This window comes from Bacillus haikouensis, assembly GCF_013179555.1.
Taxonomy (GTDB): Bacteria; Bacillota; Bacilli; order Bacillales; family Bacillaceae_B; genus Rossellomorea; species Rossellomorea haikouensis_A.
The window spans coordinates 1-19236 of the sequence record NZ_JABMCR010000058.1; the positions used below are offsets into that span (position 1 = coordinate 1).

Annotated in this window: 20 protein-coding genes and 1 riboswitch; of the genes, 2 read left to right on the forward strand and 18 right to left on the reverse strand. The window is 41.6% G+C overall.

All coding sequences use genetic code 11. The features are described 5' to 3' along the window. From HP456_RS07765 to HP456_RS07825, 13 genes are all read right to left on the reverse strand, one after another. Nucleotides 1–594 (reverse strand): MupG family TIM beta-alpha barrel fold protein (locus HP456_RS07765; protein ID WP_172249703.1); only part of this gene is annotated, 594 nt, incomplete at its 3' end. A 122-nt stretch (nt 595–716) separates the two neighbouring features. After that, nucleotides 717–2225 (reverse strand): response regulator transcription factor, encoded by a 1509-nt coding sequence (locus tag HP456_RS07770; RefSeq protein WP_172249705.1) that lies wholly within the window; start codon nt 2223–2225, stop codon nt 717–719. A 4-nt stretch (nt 2226–2229) separates the two neighbouring features. Then, nucleotides 2230–3966, reverse strand: a complete 1737-nt coding sequence (locus HP456_RS07775) for a cache domain-containing sensor histidine kinase (RefSeq protein ID WP_172249707.1) — start codon at nt 3964–3966, stop codon at nt 2230–2232. A gap of 137 nt (nt 3967–4103) precedes the next feature. Beyond that, complete coding sequence (locus tag HP456_RS07780; RefSeq protein ID WP_376766198.1) at nt 4104–4826, reverse strand: GntR family transcriptional regulator; 723 nt, start codon at nt 4824–4826, stop codon at nt 4104–4106. A 411-nt stretch (nt 4827–5237) separates the two neighbouring features. Next, on the reverse strand, nt 5238–5954 hold the full coding sequence (locus HP456_RS07785) for an ATP-binding protein (RefSeq protein ID WP_172249711.1): 717 nt from the start codon (nt 5952–5954) through the stop codon (nt 5238–5240). Then, complete coding sequence (locus tag HP456_RS07790; RefSeq protein WP_172249713.1) at nt 5951–6436, reverse strand: ECF transporter S component; 486 nt, start codon at nt 6434–6436, stop codon at nt 5951–5953. Before HP456_RS07790 ends, HP456_RS07785 begins: the two co-directional genes overlap by 4 nt. Further along, complete coding sequence (locus HP456_RS07795; RefSeq protein WP_172249715.1) at nt 6420–7019, reverse strand: cob(I)yrinic acid a,c-diamide adenosyltransferase; 600 nt, start codon at nt 7017–7019, stop codon at nt 6420–6422. The genes HP456_RS07790 and HP456_RS07795 overlap by 17 nt, the downstream gene beginning before the upstream one ends. Nucleotides 7020–7080: 61 nt before the next feature. Beyond that, nucleotides 7081–7515: a bifunctional adenosylcobinamide kinase/adenosylcobinamide-phosphate guanylyltransferase gene (locus HP456_RS07800; RefSeq protein ID WP_172249717.1), complete on the reverse strand. Its 435-nt coding sequence runs from the start codon at nt 7513–7515 to the stop codon at nt 7081–7083. Continuing rightward, nucleotides 7467–8123 carry a histidine phosphatase family protein gene (locus tag HP456_RS07805; protein WP_172249719.1) on the reverse strand — a complete coding sequence of 219 codons (657 nt, stop codon included), beginning with the start codon at nt 8121–8123 and terminating at the stop codon, nt 7467–7469. Before HP456_RS07805 ends, HP456_RS07800 begins: the two co-directional genes overlap by 49 nt. Beyond that, nucleotides 8081–8881 (reverse strand): adenosylcobinamide-GDP ribazoletransferase, encoded by an 801-nt coding sequence (gene cobS, locus HP456_RS07810; RefSeq protein WP_172249721.1) that lies wholly within the window; start codon nt 8879–8881, stop codon nt 8081–8083. Before cobS ends, HP456_RS07805 begins: the two co-directional genes overlap by 43 nt. Next, a complete protein-coding gene (locus tag HP456_RS07815; protein ID WP_172249723.1) occupies nt 8878–9447 on the reverse strand; it encodes a bifunctional adenosylcobinamide kinase/adenosylcobinamide-phosphate guanylyltransferase in 570 nt (189 codons plus the stop codon). Before HP456_RS07815 ends, cobS begins: the two co-directional genes overlap by 4 nt. A gap of 289 nt (nt 9448–9736) precedes the next feature. Further along, on the reverse strand, nt 9737–10726 hold the full coding sequence (locus HP456_RS07820) for an ABC transporter substrate-binding protein (protein WP_172249725.1): 990 nt from the start codon (nt 10724–10726) through the stop codon (nt 9737–9739). A gap of 130 nt (nt 10727–10856) precedes the next feature. Continuing rightward, nucleotides 10857–11042, reverse strand: a riboswitch (cobalamin riboswitch). 374 nt (nt 11043–11416) lie between these two features. Beyond that, nucleotides 11417–11560, reverse strand: a complete 144-nt coding sequence (locus tag HP456_RS07825; RefSeq protein ID WP_172249727.1) for a hypothetical protein — start codon at nt 11558–11560, stop codon at nt 11417–11419. 182 nt (nt 11561–11742) lie between these two features. On the opposite strand from HP456_RS07825, the gene HP456_RS07830 reads away from it, so the two are divergent. Continuing rightward, entirely contained in the window at nt 11743–12669 is a 927-nt protein-coding gene (locus HP456_RS07830) for a helix-turn-helix domain-containing protein (RefSeq protein WP_172249729.1), read from the forward strand. Nucleotides 12670–12733: 64 nt separating this feature from the next. Here the strand turns inward: HP456_RS07830 and HP456_RS25320 are convergent, their stop codons facing one another. The 5 genes from HP456_RS25320 to HP456_RS07855 all read right to left on the reverse strand — a co-directional run bounded on the left by HP456_RS25320 (nt 12734) and on the right by HP456_RS07855 (nt 17942). Then, nucleotides 12734–13108 carry an argininosuccinate lyase gene (locus HP456_RS25320; RefSeq protein ID WP_172249731.1) on the reverse strand — a complete coding sequence of 125 codons (375 nt, stop codon included), beginning with the start codon at nt 13106–13108 and terminating at the stop codon, nt 12734–12736. 68 nt (nt 13109–13176) lie between these two features. After that, entirely contained in the window at nt 13177–13956 is a 780-nt protein-coding gene (locus tag HP456_RS07840; protein WP_172249733.1) for a hypothetical protein, read from the reverse strand. A 42-nt stretch (nt 13957–13998) separates the two neighbouring features. Further along, nucleotides 13999–15270 carry a beta-barrel domain-containing protein gene (locus HP456_RS07845; protein ID WP_172249735.1) on the reverse strand — a complete coding sequence of 424 codons (1272 nt, stop codon included), beginning with the start codon at nt 15268–15270 and terminating at the stop codon, nt 13999–14001. Then, nucleotides 15257–15733, reverse strand: a complete 477-nt coding sequence (locus HP456_RS07850; RefSeq protein WP_172249737.1) for an AraC family transcriptional regulator — start codon at nt 15731–15733, stop codon at nt 15257–15259. Before HP456_RS07850 ends, HP456_RS07845 begins: the two co-directional genes overlap by 14 nt. Then, nucleotides 15726–17942 (reverse strand): peptidase domain-containing ABC transporter, encoded by a 2217-nt coding sequence (locus HP456_RS07855; protein WP_246288863.1) that lies wholly within the window; start codon nt 17940–17942, stop codon nt 15726–15728. Before HP456_RS07855 ends, HP456_RS07850 begins: the two co-directional genes overlap by 8 nt. A gap of 607 nt (nt 17943–18549) precedes the next feature. On the opposite strand from HP456_RS07855, the gene HP456_RS07860 reads away from it, so the two are divergent. Continuing rightward, a complete protein-coding gene (locus HP456_RS07860; protein ID WP_172249739.1) occupies nt 18550–19188 on the forward strand; it encodes a GntR family transcriptional regulator in 639 nt (212 codons plus the stop codon). Nucleotides 19189–19236 lie beyond the last annotated feature (48 nt).

Here is a 19236-nt window from a genome sequence, read left to right on the forward strand (position 1 = left end):
CAATGTGGATAGACCATCATTAATACTCCAAGGACCCAGATTTCCTTCTGAAGACGAAACAAAGGCGGCTGTCCGGATTCCAAGGTTCTTAAATCGTTTCGAACAACTCACAAAGTAATCATAAGCTAATCCTGTATATCTTTGCGGATAAAAATTATGACAGCCGATGATCGTATGTCGATTTGGCTGATGTGAAAGGATATTATTTACATAATCAATATCATTACTCATGTTTAATTCAATTTTTAAATTGTATGGATTATAGGATAATTTGGCTTCTGTCTTCCCATCAAATGCGACATCTAATCGAACTCCATCTGCCCCTAATTCAGCAAAGAAACTAAGATCATCATAGCTAATTCCCAGGGTATCAAATATGGCTGGCGCCACATCGAGAATGACTTCCATATCCAGTTCTTTCGCATGTGAAATAATATCCTTAAATTTCTTTGCAATTTCGTCCTTTGATTTTTCTGCTGAAAGCAAACAAGTAAAGACACGAGAAAATCCATTCTCTTTCGCTATTGTTAAATACCTTTTATCTTGTTCCGGGGTAGATTTTTCAGGATAAATCGACACACCTAATTTTCGCATTCTACTACATCTCCCTTTTGTACTATAAATTAATTTCCGTCCCAAATTAAATACAATGAATCGCAGCCTTCCAACTTATCCAACTATGGCTGCTAAAACCACTATCAAGCCCCAACCTGGATTCAATTACTATGTGAATGCCTGCCCCGATACTGGGAAGGTGTCATGTCATAATAGCGTTTAAAAATCTTCGTAAAATATTTGCTGTCCGTATACCCTACTAATTGTGCTATTTCTTTCACACTTACGGAGGTGTATGTCAGGTAGTCTACAGCTTTTTTAATACGTAGGTCTGTTAAAAGTTCAACATAGGATTTCCCCATTTTCCTCCTAATGACTTCGCTCAGATAATTGGGGTGGACTGGAATGTTATCTGCAACTTCTTTTAATGTGATCGGCTCACCAAGACGCTTTTCCATATATAAAATCGATTCTTCAACATAGTTCGTATTCTTTTGATAACTCAATTTAAAATTCCTTAAGATTACCACAAAGAGAGAAAATAACTCTTCCTTTGGATGCTCAAACCATGTCTGGATAGGTGGCATTGATTCGTAATTCTCTTGGCTTTTCTTCTGTCCAAACTGATTAATAAATCGAATACTTTCAATATACAAATGTTGAACATAGAATTGAATCGACTTCGGGGTAGCATCTGGATGGTGAAATAACCAGTCGACAAATTCAGAGATCCACCTGTTCAGGTTTTCTTCGTTTCCTTGTTTCATACATTCCATGAGTTCATTTTTATGTGTTGTCATGTATTCCTTATAGGAAATGCCCTTGCGATCGACAATATCCTTCTCCATCACTCTTGAACGATCTGACAATATCCATTGATATGGGATGAAAGAAGTCACTTGTTTATACAAATTGGGCAAGTCTTCTAGTGAGCTTACAATCGATCCCATTATGATTGGCTTTTGATAGATTTCTTTTATTTTGCTTGAGGCAATCTGTAAAAGATAATCATCTTTTAAATATTTCTCGCGCTTCACAATAATCAATAGATGGTTATGATAACCGAACCACTTCCCATTAATATAACTGTTCCATAATTCCTCACGGGCTTGAATATGACCAGGGTTATCAAATGCATCAATAAGCATAAGTTGATAGGGTGGTTTTTCAAAAACAGGATTGGCTTCTATTAGAATGTCATAGTCAAATTTTCGGGACTCATCTTGTATGGCTTCCCTCAGGAAATTGTTTACGGTCCGCTCTACCTCTGAAACTTTCAACAGGTCATATTCCTTCACTTTTTCTAATCTCTTCTTTGCTCTTTCGACTGCTGATATAATCTCATCGGGAGAGCTGGTTTTTAATAAATAATCACAAACATTCTGACGGATTGCTTCCTGTGTATATTCAAAATCATCATAACCGGTAAGCAATATTGACTCAATTTGATAATTGTTTTCCGAAATGTAAGAGACCAGTTCCAGACCAGTCATCCCTTTCATCCGGATATCAGATATAAGAATATCCGGGCATTCGATTTCTAGTTGTTTGATTACTTCCTCGGCAGACGATACCGGTTTTAACAGGGTATACCCTAATTCACTCCATGGAATGACCTTTGATATCCCTTCTCGAATGATAATCTCATCATCAGCAATTAAAACTTTCATTCCATCATCTTCCCTTTATCGGAACAGAAAATCTAACTATTGTTCCTTTGTTGATTTCGCTGTCAATCGTCAATCCCGAGTTTTCCCCGAAATGTAAAATGAGCCGCAAGTTTACATTTCGGAGTCCATAATTCTTCCCTATGACCATTTCATTCGCTGGATCCTTCTTAAATTGTTCGTTCAGTTCTTTTAGTTTCTCGTCTGGAATCCCGATTCCATTATCTTTAACTTCAAAAAGCATATAGCCGTCTTGTTCTTCTGCTGTGACATGAATCGTTCCATAGTAATCCTCAACCTTGAAAAAGCCGTGATTAATACTGTTTTCGATTAATGGCTGGAGGACAAGTTTGAGCGTAGAATGTTGTTTGATTTCATCTGGGATTGATAATTCCAACTGAAAACTATTGGGATAGCGAATCTTTAGTATCTCCAAATAGTAAATTAAATTCCCTACTTCTTGTTCAACCGTGCAATATTCATTGCCTTTGTTCAGACTAAATCGCAAAAAATTGCTTAAGTGAGAAACAACCTTGGATATGTCGTAAGCTTTCGTGCTTAAGGCAATCCAATGGACACTAGCCAACGTATTATATAAAAAGTGCGGATTGATTTGTGATTGCAGTGCTTGCATATCCAATGTTCGTTTAAGGGATTCTTTCTTTTTCAACTCATCCAATAATTCAGCTATGCGGTAGTTTAATCCATTATACGTTCGAATCAATTCGCCAATTTCATTATCCGTGTAGGAATCTACTGTTTTGATCGTATCCCCCGGATTGGATTTTTGAATGGATTCCTTCAATGACGTTAAGGGTTTAAACACTTTCGAGATAAAAAAGATAACAAGACTCGTAACAAGCAGAGCTGCCAAAATAACAGAATAAATCGTTAACCAAAGAAAATAACTGTTTTGAGAACTGTATTCCTTAAATGGAATGATTTCTACCAATTTCCAATCCACAGATGGAATATCCCTCATAAAAACGGTTGCTTTTTCGTTCGTTGATTGATAGACGAAGCTCTCCTCCTGGTTCCTGTCCTGGATATGCTGGTTCAATCTTGAGAGATCTAAATCAACACTCTTGTTATGTGTGTTCTCAGCAAGAACTTTTCCGTCATTCATAAGCAAAACGGAACCATTCCATTCAAGGTCAATGGAATTTACATATTCGGTGATCACCTTTTGATTGAGACTAATCGATAAATATCCAATCAATTCATAATTATTCGTGCTGCGAATCGGCCTGGTTAACGTAATCATCTCTTTTTTGCCATCTAGAGTCTTATTTTTTTCTTTCACAGACCACCATTTCCCCTTTGGCATATTCTCGACGTCTATTTCGATATCTTCCGTTGTAAGGGTGGTGGCTATATTTGAATTTCCATTTATGGGCATGATCAAAATATTTTCAATATAACGTTTGGAGAATGCAAGATTTGATAGAAACCCGTAAATATCCCGCTGTTGAGTATAAAGTTCTCCTTTTTGACTTAAATAATCTTGCACGGATTGATTTCCAATTAAAAATCCCGACATTGTCTCAACATCATTGACGATAAATTCGATTGCATCATGGAGCTGATCAATGGAGCTTTTCCCCGAGATATTGGCGCGCTCTTTTGAAACCTGGATGGTTGTAAAGTAAGAAAACAGGCCCAAAAGGCATATTGGGATTAAGACAACAATTAAGATAAAAACAGTCAACTGATTCTTTAAAGAACGACGAAACCATTTTTTCATTGCACTCAAATCCCTATCCTGAAATTAATCAAACAAATATCTTTTCTATTCATTATATGAGTTATATCTTTCAATCATTTTATCACAATCAATATCTGATTTTTTTGTAGTATCTCATTCTTCACTCATGTCCTCTATTACTGAGTGGAATCGTTATATGTCACTACATAATGATTCTTTTCGGTATGATAGAACCCTTCGCTATATTCCACTATCCTCCCATCTTCACTTTGCGACCGGCGGATTCTTTTTAATACAGCTGTTCCTTTTTCCAGTTTTAAGGTTTCATGAATGTGAGACGGCGCAACGGCAACTGTAAATTCATCCCGAAAGGATACAAGGCGAATATGCTGCTCCTCCAAATAACGGTATAAAGAATTAATCTGAATATCCTTCAAATCTTCTTCACTTTCGTTTAGTAAAAGATAGTGATTAAAGTAAATATATGGTTCATCGTCCAGAAAGTAGACCCTCTCAATGTTCAAGCAATGATCCCCAATTTGAGAATGCAGAGTAGAATCCGGGAGCATTTCAGCCTTCTTAATGCTTAATACTTCCTTCGTAATCCGGTGGCCTTCTTCAACTAGTAACTCTGTAAAGTGCTTTCCCTTCGAAAGCTTGGCAGCCGAAACATTTGCAATGACTTTCGTACCTTTCCCGCTTTTCTTTTCGAGATAGCCTTCTTGAACAAGTTCTTTGATTGCATTTCTGACCGTAATTTTGCTTACATTAAATTCTTCTTCCAATTGCGGTTCGGAGGGAATGTTTGTATGAAGGGCAAATTCACCATTTAAAATTCGATCTTTCAAGACTTCTTTAATTTGTAAATACATTGGTCCTTTATTTCGTTTCACTATCATTCCCAATCTCCTGCCTTACCGTTTGATATCTTCAACCGTTCCTGCCATCGCCGACTTCTCCTTTTTTATAATGTAAGCGTTTTTGTTTCTGTAAAATTAGATTACCATTAATATTCCGACAATTCAATATAACGTTATAATGTTTATTTTGAAAAACATGTATCGGTGAGGCATTACGAACCAGAATCATAGAAAGTACGGGGACATAACCACACTTCCAATAAAATAATAAGGTTTGAGAGGATGGTAATCGTCTGTAGGTAATGAGAGGAAAATTAAGGGACATGGATGGATCGAGGGAGGATAAGAGCTTTATTGAAGTTTCGTTTATAGAGATTATAGAAGGTTAATGGGTATTCATATCGCTATAGGTGATTCCGTAAAAGGAAGCAAGAGGACAGTCCCCCTGCTTCACTCTCTAACCAACAACGAATGATAATAACCACCAGCAAACTCCCTGACTTTACCTTCCTCTTCTTTCCGGAATTTCACTAGAAAGCATGTCGAGGGCCCGCCTGACACTAATATATCGAGGGGACATTCAACGTTCTTTACTGTCAATGAAGCATCACCTGTTAATTCCCTGAGCTCTTCCAGAATGCCTTTAGAACCAACAGGGATTAAATCCAGAATGGCAGAATGCCTGCAGCATTTGGTGAACAAACTTAGAGGTGCCGCCATTTCCCTCTTTTCCAGTACCTGATTGCCTGTTAACGGAGCACCGATTACAGCGTACGAAACCCCGTATTCATGTGCCGTTTCATTTTCAACAACCGGTCTTTTGCCAAGAACGGTGATCCCTAAGGCGGACTGTTTTAAAGAGAAGTTGGATTCTGTGCTGCCTGTAATCGTCACTTCTTCTAATTCAGCCTCTTTAAGAGCGGTTTCTGCCCCTTGTTTATACGCTTCCCAAACCGGATCTCCCGAAAAGTTGTGGATGATGACTGAAAAAGGCGCTGCGTTCACTGCCAACACTTCCATTACCGCTACCCGGGTTGAGTAATAGGCGGTTATTCGATCATCAACCTTGACTACATCCTCTTCCTTTGTCCCTATCCCGCCGCTGTTATCTGTTCCGACGATTATTTCTTCCTTTGATGATAAAGGAATGATGCTGACGTCTCTCATGATTGCCTCCTGACCTTTTCCTGAAAATAACGGTTTAACGGAGGATAAGCGAAATGAGCAATGGTCAGGTTCAGGAACGCCCCGATGCACAGGGAAGGAAGAATCGAAAAATAAAACGCTTTGCTAATCATCAAAATGAACGGAAGCGGTGCTATAAAAGCATTGGTGATAAAGAACAAGCCTGCCGCGATCACTGGAGATTTTTTGAAAACAACAGCAAACAACCAGACTGCTCCTGCCATTTCCGCTGCAATCAACATATGCATCGGTCCAAGCGGAAAACCTGCTAATGTTGAGGAGATCAAGTGTCCGGACATGGCAGTGACGGCTCCAAACCTTCCGCCTATAATGGAGGCTGCAAGCAGGGCGGCAAGTGAATCCAAGGCAACGCTGCCCACAACGGCAGGGATTTTAATCAGCCCTCCCGCAGCACTAAGTGAAACAAAGAGTGCGAGTAAAGTAAGCTTATTCGTTCTTTTCATCAGGACTCACCTTTTTTCGAGCTGAAGAGAAGACGTTAGCACTTCTTTCATATTCAACATCCTGCAATCCCATCCTGTAATTAATCGCCCTTGCCAGTGCAAAGAAATAGTCAGATAAGCGGTTTATGTATTGTAACGTCACTTCAGGAATTTGTGCATTTGTTTTGGTAAGACTGACGATTTGCCGTTCAGCCCTTCGGCTGATTGTACGGGCAATATGGATCGTTGCCGCCGGTCCTGCCCCTCCTGGAAGGATAAATTTCTCAAGCGGCGGGGTTTCTCCAATATACTGATCAATCCTCTCCTCGAGATAATCGATCGTATCGCTTTTAAGCTTCATCGGAATCTTATCCGTCGCATTCGCCAGGTCTCCACCACAGTCAAAGAGTTCATGCTGAATTTTCTCCAGGTCATCCAGAACGTCCCTGAACAACTCTTTGTCCAATTCAGATACAGCTTTTCCTACAAATGAATTTAACTCATCGATCGTGCCATAAGCCTCTACTCTTAAATCATCCTTATCGACACGCCCGCCTATAATATTGGTCCTGCCTTTATCGCCTTTCCGGCTGTATATTTTCATAAAAATCCTACTCCTTTTGGTAAAGTTTATATCGTTTACAAAGTAAGTGAACCCTTCAAACCTACTCCATCCCTTTTAACCTCTTCGGCAGCCCAAACCAGATTTCATAAACACGGTCGGAAAGCTTCACAAGATCCTGATACACCCATCCTGTAAGGTCCCGCCACTTTCGTTCAGCAGGATCAATGGGTACGATTCCCCTTCCAATATCAGACCCTATCCATATCACTTCCCGGTGCGCTGATGTATCTTCCCACTTCATCCATTTTTCAAACAGGGAGTGGAATTCGCTCCTGATCCTGTTCATTTCTTTCTCTTTCCTGACTTCATTAAGAATTAGATATTCGAGGCCTTCCACTACCACTGCATTCTGAAAAGGCTCAGGCTGAGGAAGAGTAAGTTCTTCAGAAACGTTCAGCCATTCCAGCTTTTGCTTATTGGTCTCCCTCACCCATTCAGCTTTCCCGTTGAAGGCACCGCCCGTAACGAACTGCATGTTTTTCCACCCCTCCATTCATCGACTGTCCAACTCAATTCATACCCTCCGCCAAATGGGATCTGCCATTCCCAAAAACGTCTTTCATCAGCAGTCAGTTCCGTCAATAAGTGTCTTATCACACCACCATGAGTGACGATCGCTATCCTCTTGGTCTGGCAATGACTGCCGGATTTTTTCGCATCGTGCCTATTGGGAATGACTTCATCCTTTACCTGCAGCCAGCCCATTCTCAGTCTTTCATGAAAACCGCTGAGGCTTTCCCCGCCCGGTATTTGGTTTCTGGGGTCATTTAGCCATTCCCGGTAAGCTTGATTCGATTTTAGTTCCTCGTATGTCTTCGTTTCCCATTCCCCAAAATGGAGTTCCCTGAATAAGTCGGATTCGAGGTGAGGAACATCTTGAAAAAGTGCTTCTGCGGTTTGCTTACATCGGACAAGATCACTGGTGATGACCCTTTCATATGAAGGATAAAGCGGGGCTTGCTGAACCAATTCCTTAAAGCTAGCCTCCGGTAAAATGGCATCATGCCAGCCAATATACTTTTTAGCGCGATTTTCTTCTGTCAGGCCATGCCGGTATAAGCCGACAACCACACGATCAACCATAATACTGTCTCAGCTCCTTCCACTGATGCACCAAGCGTATCGCCAGTGATGCCTCCAAACCATTTGATGGTCTGGCGTCTGATCCATAACGTCAGCAAACTTGCAGCAAAAGTGAACAGCAAAAGCAAATCGGCCATTTCCGGCAATAGCCAGAAGAACATAACAGCGATCAGAAAATAAGGAACCAAATACGTCAGCAGCAGCACTGGACTTGTGTGCTGTTTAAAATAATGCGCCATCCCTTCTTCCTTGGCTGTTTTACCTGTTACCATCAGGATCCCCATTATCATTCTGCTGAAAAATGGAATAATCCCGATCATGGCTGCCAGTAATAAAGAATCTACTCTCATACTCTCATAGATAAATAGGAAGCGCGCCGACAACAGAACGATGATGGATAGAACAGCAAACGCTCCAGCCCGTGGATCCTTCATGATTTCCAGACGTTTCTCTTTATCCTGGTATGAAAAGTATGCGTCACAGGTATCCATCCAGCCGTCAAGGTGTATACCTCCTGTCAGGATAATCGGCAAGACCCATACAATAAAAGCAAGTGCCAGCGAGGAAAGAGTCGTCCACTCATTCAAGCAAACCAGGAGGCTGCCCATGATACCGCCCATAATCAAGCCGAGTATCGGAAACATCATGACGGTCCTTTTTATTACGTTTCTATCCATTTTGATTGAGATCGGAATCGGGAGACTTGAGAAAAATTGAAGGCAAACCAGCAATCCCAATACATAACGTTTCACATTCATCCTGCCGGGATACCCCTTCCTTTTTTCAACACTGGAATGCCGTTCTGAATGGAATAAGCTTCAGCTGCCATTTCAACAAGTTTTTGGTGAATGGTTCCCAGTGTTTTCGTAAAATGTTCCACAAAATCATTAGTAGAAACTGGTTCGCAAAAAACATCGTTGCTGACAAGTATCAGCTTGCCGGCATTCTTGGATAGTTTCTTGATATCCTGAACAATCTTTTCGGTCAGATTTCGTTCGTTAATTGATTCTGCTGAAAACATTTCATTGGTCAACAAGGTCGTCACACAATCAAGCAATACGATATCGTTGGAAGAGAAGTCATCGGACAGAGAACCAATATTCACCGGGCATTCCCTCGTCATCCAAGTATGCTCCGAATTTCTTCTGTCCGCCTGATGCTTCCTTATCCTTTGACCCATCTCATCATCTACCGCCCTGCCGCAGGCAATATAATACAGGGCTGCTTCAGGCAGAGCAGATTTATAGAATTCTGCCCTGCGTTCTGCGAAAGAGCTCTTTCCGCTGCGCACTCCTCCACATATAAAAATAATGTCTGCCGTCATTTGCTTTTCCCTCCCAACTGCAACTTACACTTTCACCGCACCCGCTGAAGCATTTGATGAAATTCCCAAAGTATAAGCGCCAGCCAGCTTATCCCTCAATAAACCATGAAAAGCGCTCCCGCAATTGCGAGAGACGCTTCAACAAGAAATACCAACAGTACTTGGGCCAGCCTGATACTATTCACGATATTGATTTACATTTGATCCACAGAATGAGGGATTGAAATCATGCCAGCCTGAATATACTCTCAGCCATTGAAAATATGAAGATTTATACGAAACGAGTTGATTATTCGTTGAATAAATCCGGGTAAACCGCCTTTGCAAGCTCCTCTACTCCTTGTACCAGCCTCGGGCCGGTTCTCGTTACTAAATCCGAATGAACATCATAAACACTTTCATTCTTGATGGCAGATACACCTTCCCATCCTTCTCTGCTTAACACTAAGTCTTTCGCATTGTCTGTGTAATACCCATAAGTAGTGAGAATGACATCAGGGTTCAGGGCGATGATGGCCTCTTCATTCATCTTCACCCAGCCTTCTTGTTCTGCAGCTGCATTATCAGCATTGATCAACGTAAGCATTTCATCCATGAAGGTATTACTTCCAGGAGTGAAAATCTCCGGTGAAGGAGACACTTCTACAAATACGCTCTTCTTCTCTTCTTCTGAAACTTCAGCTGCTTTCTCTTTCACCGCCTGAAGATCATCTTTCATTCCCTGGATGGTTTCTTCGGCCTGTTCATCAGCACCTGCTGCCTTGCCGATCATTTCAATAGTAGAATAAACTTCTTCGAAACTTTTCGCGTCCTGTATGACCAGAACCTTGATACCAGCGTCTCTTACCTGCTGGAGAGCATCTGTTGCTGATCCCATTACCGAACCATGGGCAAGCACCAGATCAGGTGATAAGGAAATGATCTTTTCTACATTCAGCTCCATACCGCCGATCTTTTCTTTTTCAGCCGCTTCAGGAGGATAGTTATCAAAATCAGATACTCCGACAATTTTATCATCCAGCCCTAATTCATAAGCAATTTCGGTATTGCTGGGGATAAGAGATACAATCTTTTCAGGTTCTTCTTCAATCGTTACCTTATTATCCGCCGCATCCTTGATGGTTACAGGAAAAGCTGCGGATTCCTTGTTTTCAGCTTGTTCCTGATCGGCTGAATCACTTCCACCATTTTCATTATCTGTGTCTCCGTTATTTCCGCACCCGGCAATGACGCCGATCGCAAGCAGCAGTGCAAGCAATAGTAAGTTAATCTTCTTCACGTTGTGTTCTCCCCTTTTCAATTTAAACGAAAAAAATCTCTTCCTGAGGAAAGAGATGATGTGTAAAAGGCATATGTTTGATTCAAACTCAAATTTGATGCGATTTACACCTTCCCTATCCTCGTAGGCTTGTGGTGCACGATAACAGGCAGGTCTCCTGGCTTATGGTCATTGCCCGCTGTTCCTTCCCATACAAATGTACAGTGGTATTTACAGCCGGCTCCCAAATTACAGTGGCGGGACCGCGTTGGAGTTTCACCAACTTCCCTTTTAAGACTTCAGTTCGACTAAAGTCACCTATTTACAACAATATGTATTAAATTTTTCCGCTAGCTAGATTATACACAAGAAAACTTGTAAGGGGAATGATTTTGCAGATTATTTTAATGGTGTTCGTTGATAATATTAACTATTGAACAATATTCCTATCAGGAACTCGGATGTGCAGGGACGGATCACGCAATTCAAATTCCGCCTCCGTTTCCCTTAACACCTTAAACACAAGATTAGTATAATCGGCAGCAGCTGCTGACCAAGTATCAATGACATCCTGGATAGTCTATATATAATGTTTTTATTCCCTTTCCATGAAAAAGAAAGCAGGAAAACCATCACCAATCAATCAACCCCCTGTAAAAATAAAGCCACCCTGCAAATGTAGAAAAGGCTCTACTGCAGGGTGGATGTATGTTAATGCATCGGACCAATATCTCTCTCATCGGCAAGTGAAACAATATCCGGCAGATGAGACCCGGCTTTTTCAAGTGGAATGCCGTTGAACATCCCTATGCTGATTGTCAGTAATAAGACAAGTTTTATGACTTTTGTTTTCATTTCTTATTCCTCCTAAATATTTCTAATCTCCATTACTATAGCAGAGTGTCTATTTTCCTGTTTTTATCATAATGGAGGTTTAGTGTACAGAAACTAGTAATATAGTCTTTATTCGCTCCGGTTTTTAGGATATTATAAAAATACTTATATTATTTGGAAGTTTAAGGGAGGGACAGCACACAATGGATGAGTTTCGAATGAGCCTGGGTGAGAAGATTCAATTATTGCGCAAGAAGTCTTTTTTATCTCAAAAAGATCTTGGGGAAGGGATTTGTTCACAGGCGTTCATCAGCCAGATCGAGCAAGGGAAAATTGCCGTTTCGGCAGAAGTACTTTATCAATTATCCGTGAAGCTCGGTGTGGATACAAATTACTTCTTTGAACAATCAGATACAGTGAGGAAAGACTATATAGAAGATGTCATCATGCTTGCGAGAGGATACATCCATAACCGGGATTATGAAACACTTGCCGGACTGATCAAAACAGAGGAAAACAGCCCATTGTTGAAACAAAAAAGATACCGGCAATTCATCATCTGGAATAAATCCATCATCGCCCTTCACGTAGAGAAGAATCCTCTGAAGGCACTTAAGCTGGCGGAAGAAGCATTGGATATGAAGGAGACGTCTTCCAATACATTCTCCCTTAGGGAAATTGAAATATTGATCACGAAAGGAAATATTTTAATTGAATTAAACCGGATCAAGCAGGCCATTACGACATTTGAAACGGCCAAGATGCATATCCATTCGACCATCCATACGTATTCTCACAATATATACATCCGGTTGTTTTTCAACTTGGCGAGAGCTTATTATACAAATGAACAATATGAGGACTCACTGAGCACAAACGTCCAGGGCATTTCCTATTGCAAGCAGCAGAAGTCCACTTACGGGCTCGGTGAATTGTATTATCAAAAGGCGATGTGCATGGAGAAACTTGAAAAGTATTCCCTTGCTGCAGAGAATTATTTTATTTCTAAGTTCATTTTCAAGTTGAATAAAGATGATTATTTATCTAGAAAAGCCCATAGTTCGTTCGAGGAACTGCTTCAGGAACGCGAAGGGCTGAACCAGGAGCATGATATATTCTCCCTTCTTTAATCCGCCTACCGACCAGCACACTAAAAAAGGAGAATCTCCGAATGAAGATTCTCCTTTTGCTCAATCAAGCCCAGGAAGCTTTCCCGATATATGTTCTTGTTCCGAAGTTGAACGGATCCCATGACCATGCAATGGAAAGTCCTCTTCCGGATAATGCGCCTTTACCGATTCCGTAAGCTACTTTCGAAACGAAGCCTGTCCCATATCCTGCTGCAGTTCCGATGATCCATCCCATCGGTCCTCCAACACCTTTCGCGTAACGGATGACCTTCGATACAACCGCTGCGCCAGCCGCGCCCGCGATTAGGGCTCCCGGAGACAGGGCGATACTTGCAGCGATCCCTCTGCATTGGCTTGCAGACAGGTACGCTCCCCCGTCAAGATATTGCATTTCCTCTTGTTCGATCTCTACATACGTTTGTGGTAATACTAATTCCACGATAATTCCTCCTCTTGCTTCAATGTATTTATATAAAGTACCAAAGTACAATATACCGTTATAAGGTATCAACTTGAATGTCGGTAGTTCTCCTTTGCCATCCGGTGAATATAATTTTTAATTGTCAGAAGACTGACACTTCCAACAAGAAGGGCGGACAGGTTCGGAAACAGCGAAAACCATAGAATGGCCAGGGCATAGCAGCCATAATAGGCCGTGACCGCAAATAATGATTCTCTTTTGGAGATTAAATCACTTTTATGAAATTCCATTGTCAGTTCTTTCAACGGCTTAATGGACAAGATCAAAATAATGATGACCACTGCGGAGAAGAAAAATAGATCTTCCGCGATAAAGACCGCAATACAGTAGGCATAAAAAAAGTAGTCTAATTTGTTTACCGTCTTCAACAGGGGTGTCCCTTTCAATGAATCCCCCATTTTCAGAAACTGCCTCAGTTCACCCGAGTAATCGAAGCCTTTCCTCAGTAAAGAGTCATTCATTTTGTACACCAATATATTTGTGCTGATAAACAGGGCAGCCATGATTCCGATTAGGATATACAGACTGCTGATTTTTTCATAAAATACATGGCCCAGAGGCAAGTAAATGACCACATTCAATAACAGGAAAAACACAATGGCATAAGCCAGTCTCTTCTCATTCGAAAACTCCTTATTGAACGTCACCACTGAAAGCATGGCGGTGATCCCGATAAACAACCCCAGAATGAGCAGCGTAAAGATGACTTTTGCAATATTGGAATCGGTTGATTGGCTGGGAATCAAACAAATATAGATTAATAAGCTAATATAGAAGCCGATGTGAAGCTTTGTCAGGATCTTCATTGTCCATCCATCCCTTTTCTGAGTATGTCTTGCCCTTAACGCTTAAAGAGTCCGGAAATTCAGCATTTTCAATATCCAGTCATAATAGGTTTCTTTCTTATAAATCACTTTCGCCTCTACAGGCATCGAGTGAATGATTTCAACCGCGTTTCCATCGCGGGCGACGAGTTCCTTTTTCTTTAATGAAATCACGCATTTATAGAAAACGAGATTCCCTTCGCTTGTTTCTTGCGTCAAGGTGCCGGAATCAATGGAAGCAACCTTCCCTTCAATCGTTCCATACTTTTGGATATTGACCCCCTGTACAGAGAGTTTGACGGGATCCCCTTCACTGATCATGGAAATATTGCGTGAGTCAATGAACGCTTCGACCTGGAGTTCGTCTTCGCCGTTGGAGACCTGGGCGATAACCTGGTTGGCCTGGACGGTCATACCAAGCTTCACAGGGACCAGGTAATGGACGATGCCGCTCTTATTAGACTTGATGGTCAAGTCAGAATCCTGGCCGGAATAGACCGATTGCTGGGCTTCTAATTCCACAAGCTTTGATTGTATCGAAGCCCTTGCCGAACCGAGCTCGCTTTTCAGCTGAGACAGTACCTGTTTAGACTGTGAAGCAGGGTTTTTCTTTTGCTGTTCGAACTGATTGATCTCCTCGGTGATCCCCTCGATTTCACCTTCCTTAGCTTCTATCTTCCCTTTCGTTTCTTCCGCTTGAAATTCAATTTGTTCCCCGTTTTCCTGGGTTTTCAGGTCTTTTTTTAACCCTTCTAATTCAGAAAGGAGTTCTGCCTTCTTCGTCTCTTTTTTGCTTATTTGATCATTCAGGCTGTCCCTCTCAAACTGATCTGTCTGGACCTGCAGCAGATAGTACTGGACTTTTCCGTAATATTCCTGCTCAATCCCGGAATCCTCCATCACGTTCTTTTGTTTATTCAGCGACTCCTCGAATCGGTCGAGAACCTGATTCTTGTCTGTCAGTTCATCGATTTGGGTTTGGATCGCTGATTGCTGCAGCCCTTCCTGACCGGTTGTAATCGTAAAGAGGACCTCTCCTTCCGATACAGACTCCCCCTCTTGCTTGTTGACCGTCGCAATCTGGCCGTTTAATTGGGACGATATAAATTGATCATCTTTTGACATGACGGTTCCTTCTGCTTTGACAAAGTAAGGTTTCGTCACCACCGTAGCGAAATAAGAAGTAAAGATGAAAATTCCTAATGTAAAGATGATAAAAACCTTCAAAAAATTTGGAGGTGTCTTATCGAAGAACACCCTCGAGTCTTTAAGATCGCTTTTACTATAAAGCTGCATGTTGAAGCACCGGCCTGAAAATATCGACAGTTATCTGTTCCTGTGAATTCGAGACAAAGACATTGTAGATCTCACCATTTGAATTCAGCTCATTTTCGAATAAGAACAGTTCCAGCTTAGAGTGGGCGAAAGGCAGGTTTTCCGGCTTCCCTTCATACCGCACATAGATGCAGTGGTCACATTGATAGTCACTTTTCACTTTGAACTTATCTTTATACTGAAGATAATCATGCGCCTGGATCAGGACATCATAGTCATACTTGACCGTTCCATCCTTTTGAATATTCGAGCCGACGAGCCTCGTGATAAGCGGCCCGAACATCTGGATATTCAAGACTTGCGTGTAGTTGATGAACTTCTGGATATGTGTTTCCAGTTGATCCAGCTCTATATTCCGGATTTCATACATGATCACTTTTTTTAATGACAATCTTTTATTCTCTTTGATTTCCAATTTAGACATATTCAATCTCCTCCTGATCTGGAATGGCGATCGCAGCCCGGGTACTGCCGCCATGCTGCAATCGGCTCAACTCGGCATATTTCCCGTTTTGTTCCATCAGTTCCTCATGCGTCCCTTTTTCAAGGATCTCTCCATTTTCAATAAAGCAAATCAGATCGCACTCCACGATCGTCGACAAACGATGCGCAATAATCATGACCGTTTTATCCCGTTTCTGCCCGAAAATCAGCTCCTGGATTTTTTGTTCACTGAACGAATCCAGGTTGGAAGTGGCCTCATCGAAAATATAGATATCGGGGTCGGACAGCAGCGCCCTGGCGATTGCGAGCCTCTGCTTCTCTCCACCGGAAAAGTTGTTTCCGGACTCTTCAACAAAGGTGCCGTACCGATTCTGCAGTTTTTCAATAAACTGATGGGCACCCGATTTCTTACACGCAGCCACCATTTCTTCATAGGTGGCGTTTGGATTTCCTACCTTTAAATTCTCCATGATCGTACCGGTGAAAAGTTCGATATTCTGGGGAATGTAAGCAACCTTATTACGCAAGTAGTTATGATCAATGTCCGCGAGATCATAATTGTTTATCGAAATTTTCCCTTCCTTCGTATCCATGAATTTCAACAACAGCCGGGTGATGGTACTCTTCCCCGCCCCGCTTTCCCCAACAAACGCGATACGCGATCCCGGCGGAACATGCAAGTTGAAATTCTTTAAAACAGGCGGTCTCGATCCGTATGCGAAGGAAACCTCTTTAAACTCAATATCCCCCTTCAGGCTGATGCCTGAGATCAGATCCTTCTTATGGTCCTCACGGTCAAGTGTCATCAGCTCCCTTAATCGCTTCATCGCAATCTGAGCTTCCTGGAAGGTCAGCTGAAGAGAAACAAGATTCTGAACAGGTTCCGTGAAGTAGGAACTGAGGGTTTGAAACACCAGCAGATCCCCGATTGTCATCTTCCCGTCCATAATGCTGACGGCCCCGATTGCCATGAACACCAGATTCCCCAGTGAGCCGGCGAAGCTCGAAACGGATCCCTGGATGTTGCTGATCACACCTTCCCGGTAGTCTATCTTCAATGAGTGCACAAACTTATCTTCGAGTTTATGAATCTTCTCTTTCTCATCATTCTGTGACTTGACCGTCTCGATATTTTTAATGGATTCGATCAAATGGGAGTTCAGCATGGCACCGGCTTCCATTTGTTCGTAGTTTAATTTTTTATATGGTTTTTTAAAGAAATAAATCAGAAGGATGTTAATGACGACCATGATCAACAGGACCCCAAACAGAGTCGGGTTGATCTTCCACAGGACAAATCCGGTGATCGAAGCCAGCATCACATCCATGACTAACGATATGGACACCGTGGTGAAGATATCCTTGATCGTCATCGCATCCTGGAAACGGGTGATGATGTCCCCCACCTTCCGTGTCACAAAAAACTGATACGGAAGATGGATGATATGGTTGTAATATCCCAGCAGCAGCGGGATATCTATTTTCCGGGACAAAAACAACAAAATATGCTGGCGAAAAGCAGTCAATACATTTTGAAATAACGTAACCAGCCCGAATACAACTAGAAAAATATAAAGACTATTTTTTAATTGGTACGGTATGATCTCATCCATCAGGATTTTCGGGAACAGACTGAGCAGAATCCCAATCCCGCTTAATAACAGGGAGGCAAGAATGATCAGCATCAAAAGTTTCCTCTGGGATAGGATGAGCACTTTAAACAAGTCGAACATCCCCGTGTCTTTGTACGAGATCTTCTCAAACTCACTGGCAGGGACCATCAATACGAGAACACCCGTAAACAACTTATCGAATTCTGAAAACTCAACCTTCCTTAATCCCCTGTCAGGATCAGCAATCACAAACCGGTCATTCCTGGTCAATTTATGAATGACGACAAAATGATTTAGGCCTTCCTCCGTCTTGATCTGGGCGATCGCAGGAAAGGTCATATCCCTTGTAATTTCAAAGGTCGTGGTGCGAATAGCCTTCACATTGAAATGAAGTTTCTCCAGTCCATCCACAATTCCTTTTACACTCGTTCCATATGCGTCCGTCCCTATAATCTCCCTGATCTTCATGATGGAATATTCACATTTATAATTCAGCAATACGGTCGATATAGCCGCGGCTGCACAATCCGAAGCATCATGCTGCATCGTACAGGGATAGGACTTAAATAAACTCAACACTCTCCACCTCAGTCAATTGGCGCATGCTCATGAACCAGCCCGCCTCTATAAGATTTCATGAGGATACAAAACCACAAATCACTTGCATGTACACTCGTTCATCGAAGAATACATCATTCATTACAAGATCCTGCAAATACCTCTCGCCAATACTATAGCAGTATGACAAAATTCCTGTAATTTCGATTAGAAGGGGTCCTTTGGGGTATAGGAGGGGAATGGGTGTGGAATCTGGGGAATGATTCGATTATATAAAAATACTTATATTTTTTGGTTTTTTTTGGTAGTTATGTCGGGGCTTTTTCATTCGATCATGAGAATCGGAAGGCAAATTCCCATAGAAAAACCCACCCTGCTATGTTCAATGCAAGGTGGATTTATTTAATCTTCTCCCCTTCCAGTTTACTCTTGGAAAACACCGTAAACGAAAGCAGGAAAAATTGAGCTTTCTTCTGTTTGTTCCTTTTCAGGAAAAAAATAAAATGAGAACCATCCCCATTTACTCTTCAAACCGTCGCTCTGCTTCCAATTGCAACCCGTCATTATATACAATATAATTCATCATATATAATCTCACGAATCTAAAACGATAAGGACGGTTAAAATGGCGAATCCCAAAAAAGTGAATACGCTTGTTTCCCTCAAGGATGAGGTGAAAGAAAAGCTTAAAGAGGATATTATTATGCTTAAGCTCAAGCCCGGCGACCGCATTGTAGAAACAGAAGTGGCAAAAAAGCTTGGTATTAGTCAAGTGCCGGTAAGAGAAGCACTCAGAGGCTTAGAGGAAGAAGGGCTCATTAATACGATCAAGTATCGGGGTGCCTTTGTTTCTGATATAAATCCGGTTGAAATGTATCATATGTTTTCATTAAGAGCAAAAATCGAAACAGATGCTATTGAAGCGATACTTCCCAAACTAACCAAAAGACACTTCGGTGAGTTATATGATATCGTGGACAAAATGAAGAGCGGCGAGAACGATTATGCTGTTCAGTCGCGATTGGATATGGAATTTCATCGCACCATCATCGAATGGGCAAATGTAGATGTTTATTTAAGAATTTGGGGAATGTTAACGAACCATATTCGGAGATACATCACGTTATTGAATCCAAAGGTTCGAATACTACCAGAGGAAGTACATCAATATCATCATGCCCTTGTGGAAATGCTGGAAGAAAGAGATGCAGAGAAAGCGAAAAACGCTTTTAGAGAACATATTATGAAAATGGTTGAAAAATAGACTTACCGCTGGAACTAGTTAAAACTAATGGTCTTTTTATCCAAAACT

Excerpts from the sequence above, each read along its gene's own strand:
- HP456_RS07770 (WP_172249705.1), bottom strand. The coding sequence starts at position 2,225 with ATGAAAGTTTTAATTGCTGATGATGAGATTATCATTCGAGAAGGGATA.
- HP456_RS07775 (WP_172249707.1), bottom strand. The coding sequence starts at position 3,966 with ATGAAAAAATGGTTTCGTCGTTCTTTAAAGAATCAGTTGACTGTTTTT.
- HP456_RS07780 (WP_376766198.1), bottom strand. The coding sequence starts at position 4,826 with ATGATAGTGAAACGAAATAAAGGACCAATGTATTTACAAATTAAAGAA.
- HP456_RS07785 (WP_172249711.1), bottom strand. The coding sequence starts at position 5,954 with ATGAGAGACGTCAGCATCATTCCTTTATCATCAAAGGAAGAAATAATC.
- HP456_RS07790 (WP_172249713.1), bottom strand. The coding sequence starts at position 6,436 with ATGAAAAGAACGAATAAGCTTACTTTACTCGCACTCTTTGTTTCACTT.
- HP456_RS07795 (WP_172249715.1), bottom strand. The coding sequence starts at position 7,019 with ATGAAAATATACAGCCGGAAAGGCGATAAAGGCAGGACCAATATTATA.
- HP456_RS07800 (WP_172249717.1), bottom strand. The coding sequence starts at position 7,515 with ATGCAGTTCGTTACGGGCGGTGCCTTCAACGGGAAAGCTGAATGGGTG.
- HP456_RS07805 (WP_172249719.1), bottom strand. The coding sequence starts at position 8,123 with ATGGTTGATCGTGTGGTTGTCGGCTTATACCGGCATGGCCTGACAGAA.
- cobS (WP_172249721.1), bottom strand. The coding sequence starts at position 8,881 with ATGAATGTGAAACGTTATGTATTGGGATTGCTGGTTTGCCTTCAATTT.
- HP456_RS07815 (WP_172249723.1), bottom strand. The coding sequence starts at position 9,447 with ATGACGGCAGACATTATTTTTATATGTGGAGGAGTGCGCAGCGGAAAG.
- HP456_RS07825 (WP_172249727.1), bottom strand. The coding sequence starts at position 11,560 with ATGAAAACAAAAGTCATAAAACTTGTCTTATTACTGACAATCAGCATA.
- HP456_RS07830 (WP_172249729.1), top strand. The coding sequence starts at position 11,743 with ATGGATGAGTTTCGAATGAGCCTGGGTGAGAAGATTCAATTATTGCGC.
- HP456_RS07840 (WP_172249733.1), bottom strand. The coding sequence starts at position 13,956 with ATGAAGATCCTGACAAAGCTTCACATCGGCTTCTATATTAGCTTATTA.
- HP456_RS07845 (WP_172249735.1), bottom strand. The coding sequence starts at position 15,270 with ATGCAGCTTTATAGTAAAAGCGATCTTAAAGACTCGAGGGTGTTCTTC.
- HP456_RS07850 (WP_172249737.1), bottom strand. The coding sequence starts at position 15,733 with ATGTCTAAATTGGAAATCAAAGAGAATAAAAGATTGTCATTAAAAAAA.
- HP456_RS07860 (WP_172249739.1), top strand. The coding sequence starts at position 18,550 with ATGGCGAATCCCAAAAAAGTGAATACGCTTGTTTCCCTCAAGGATGAG.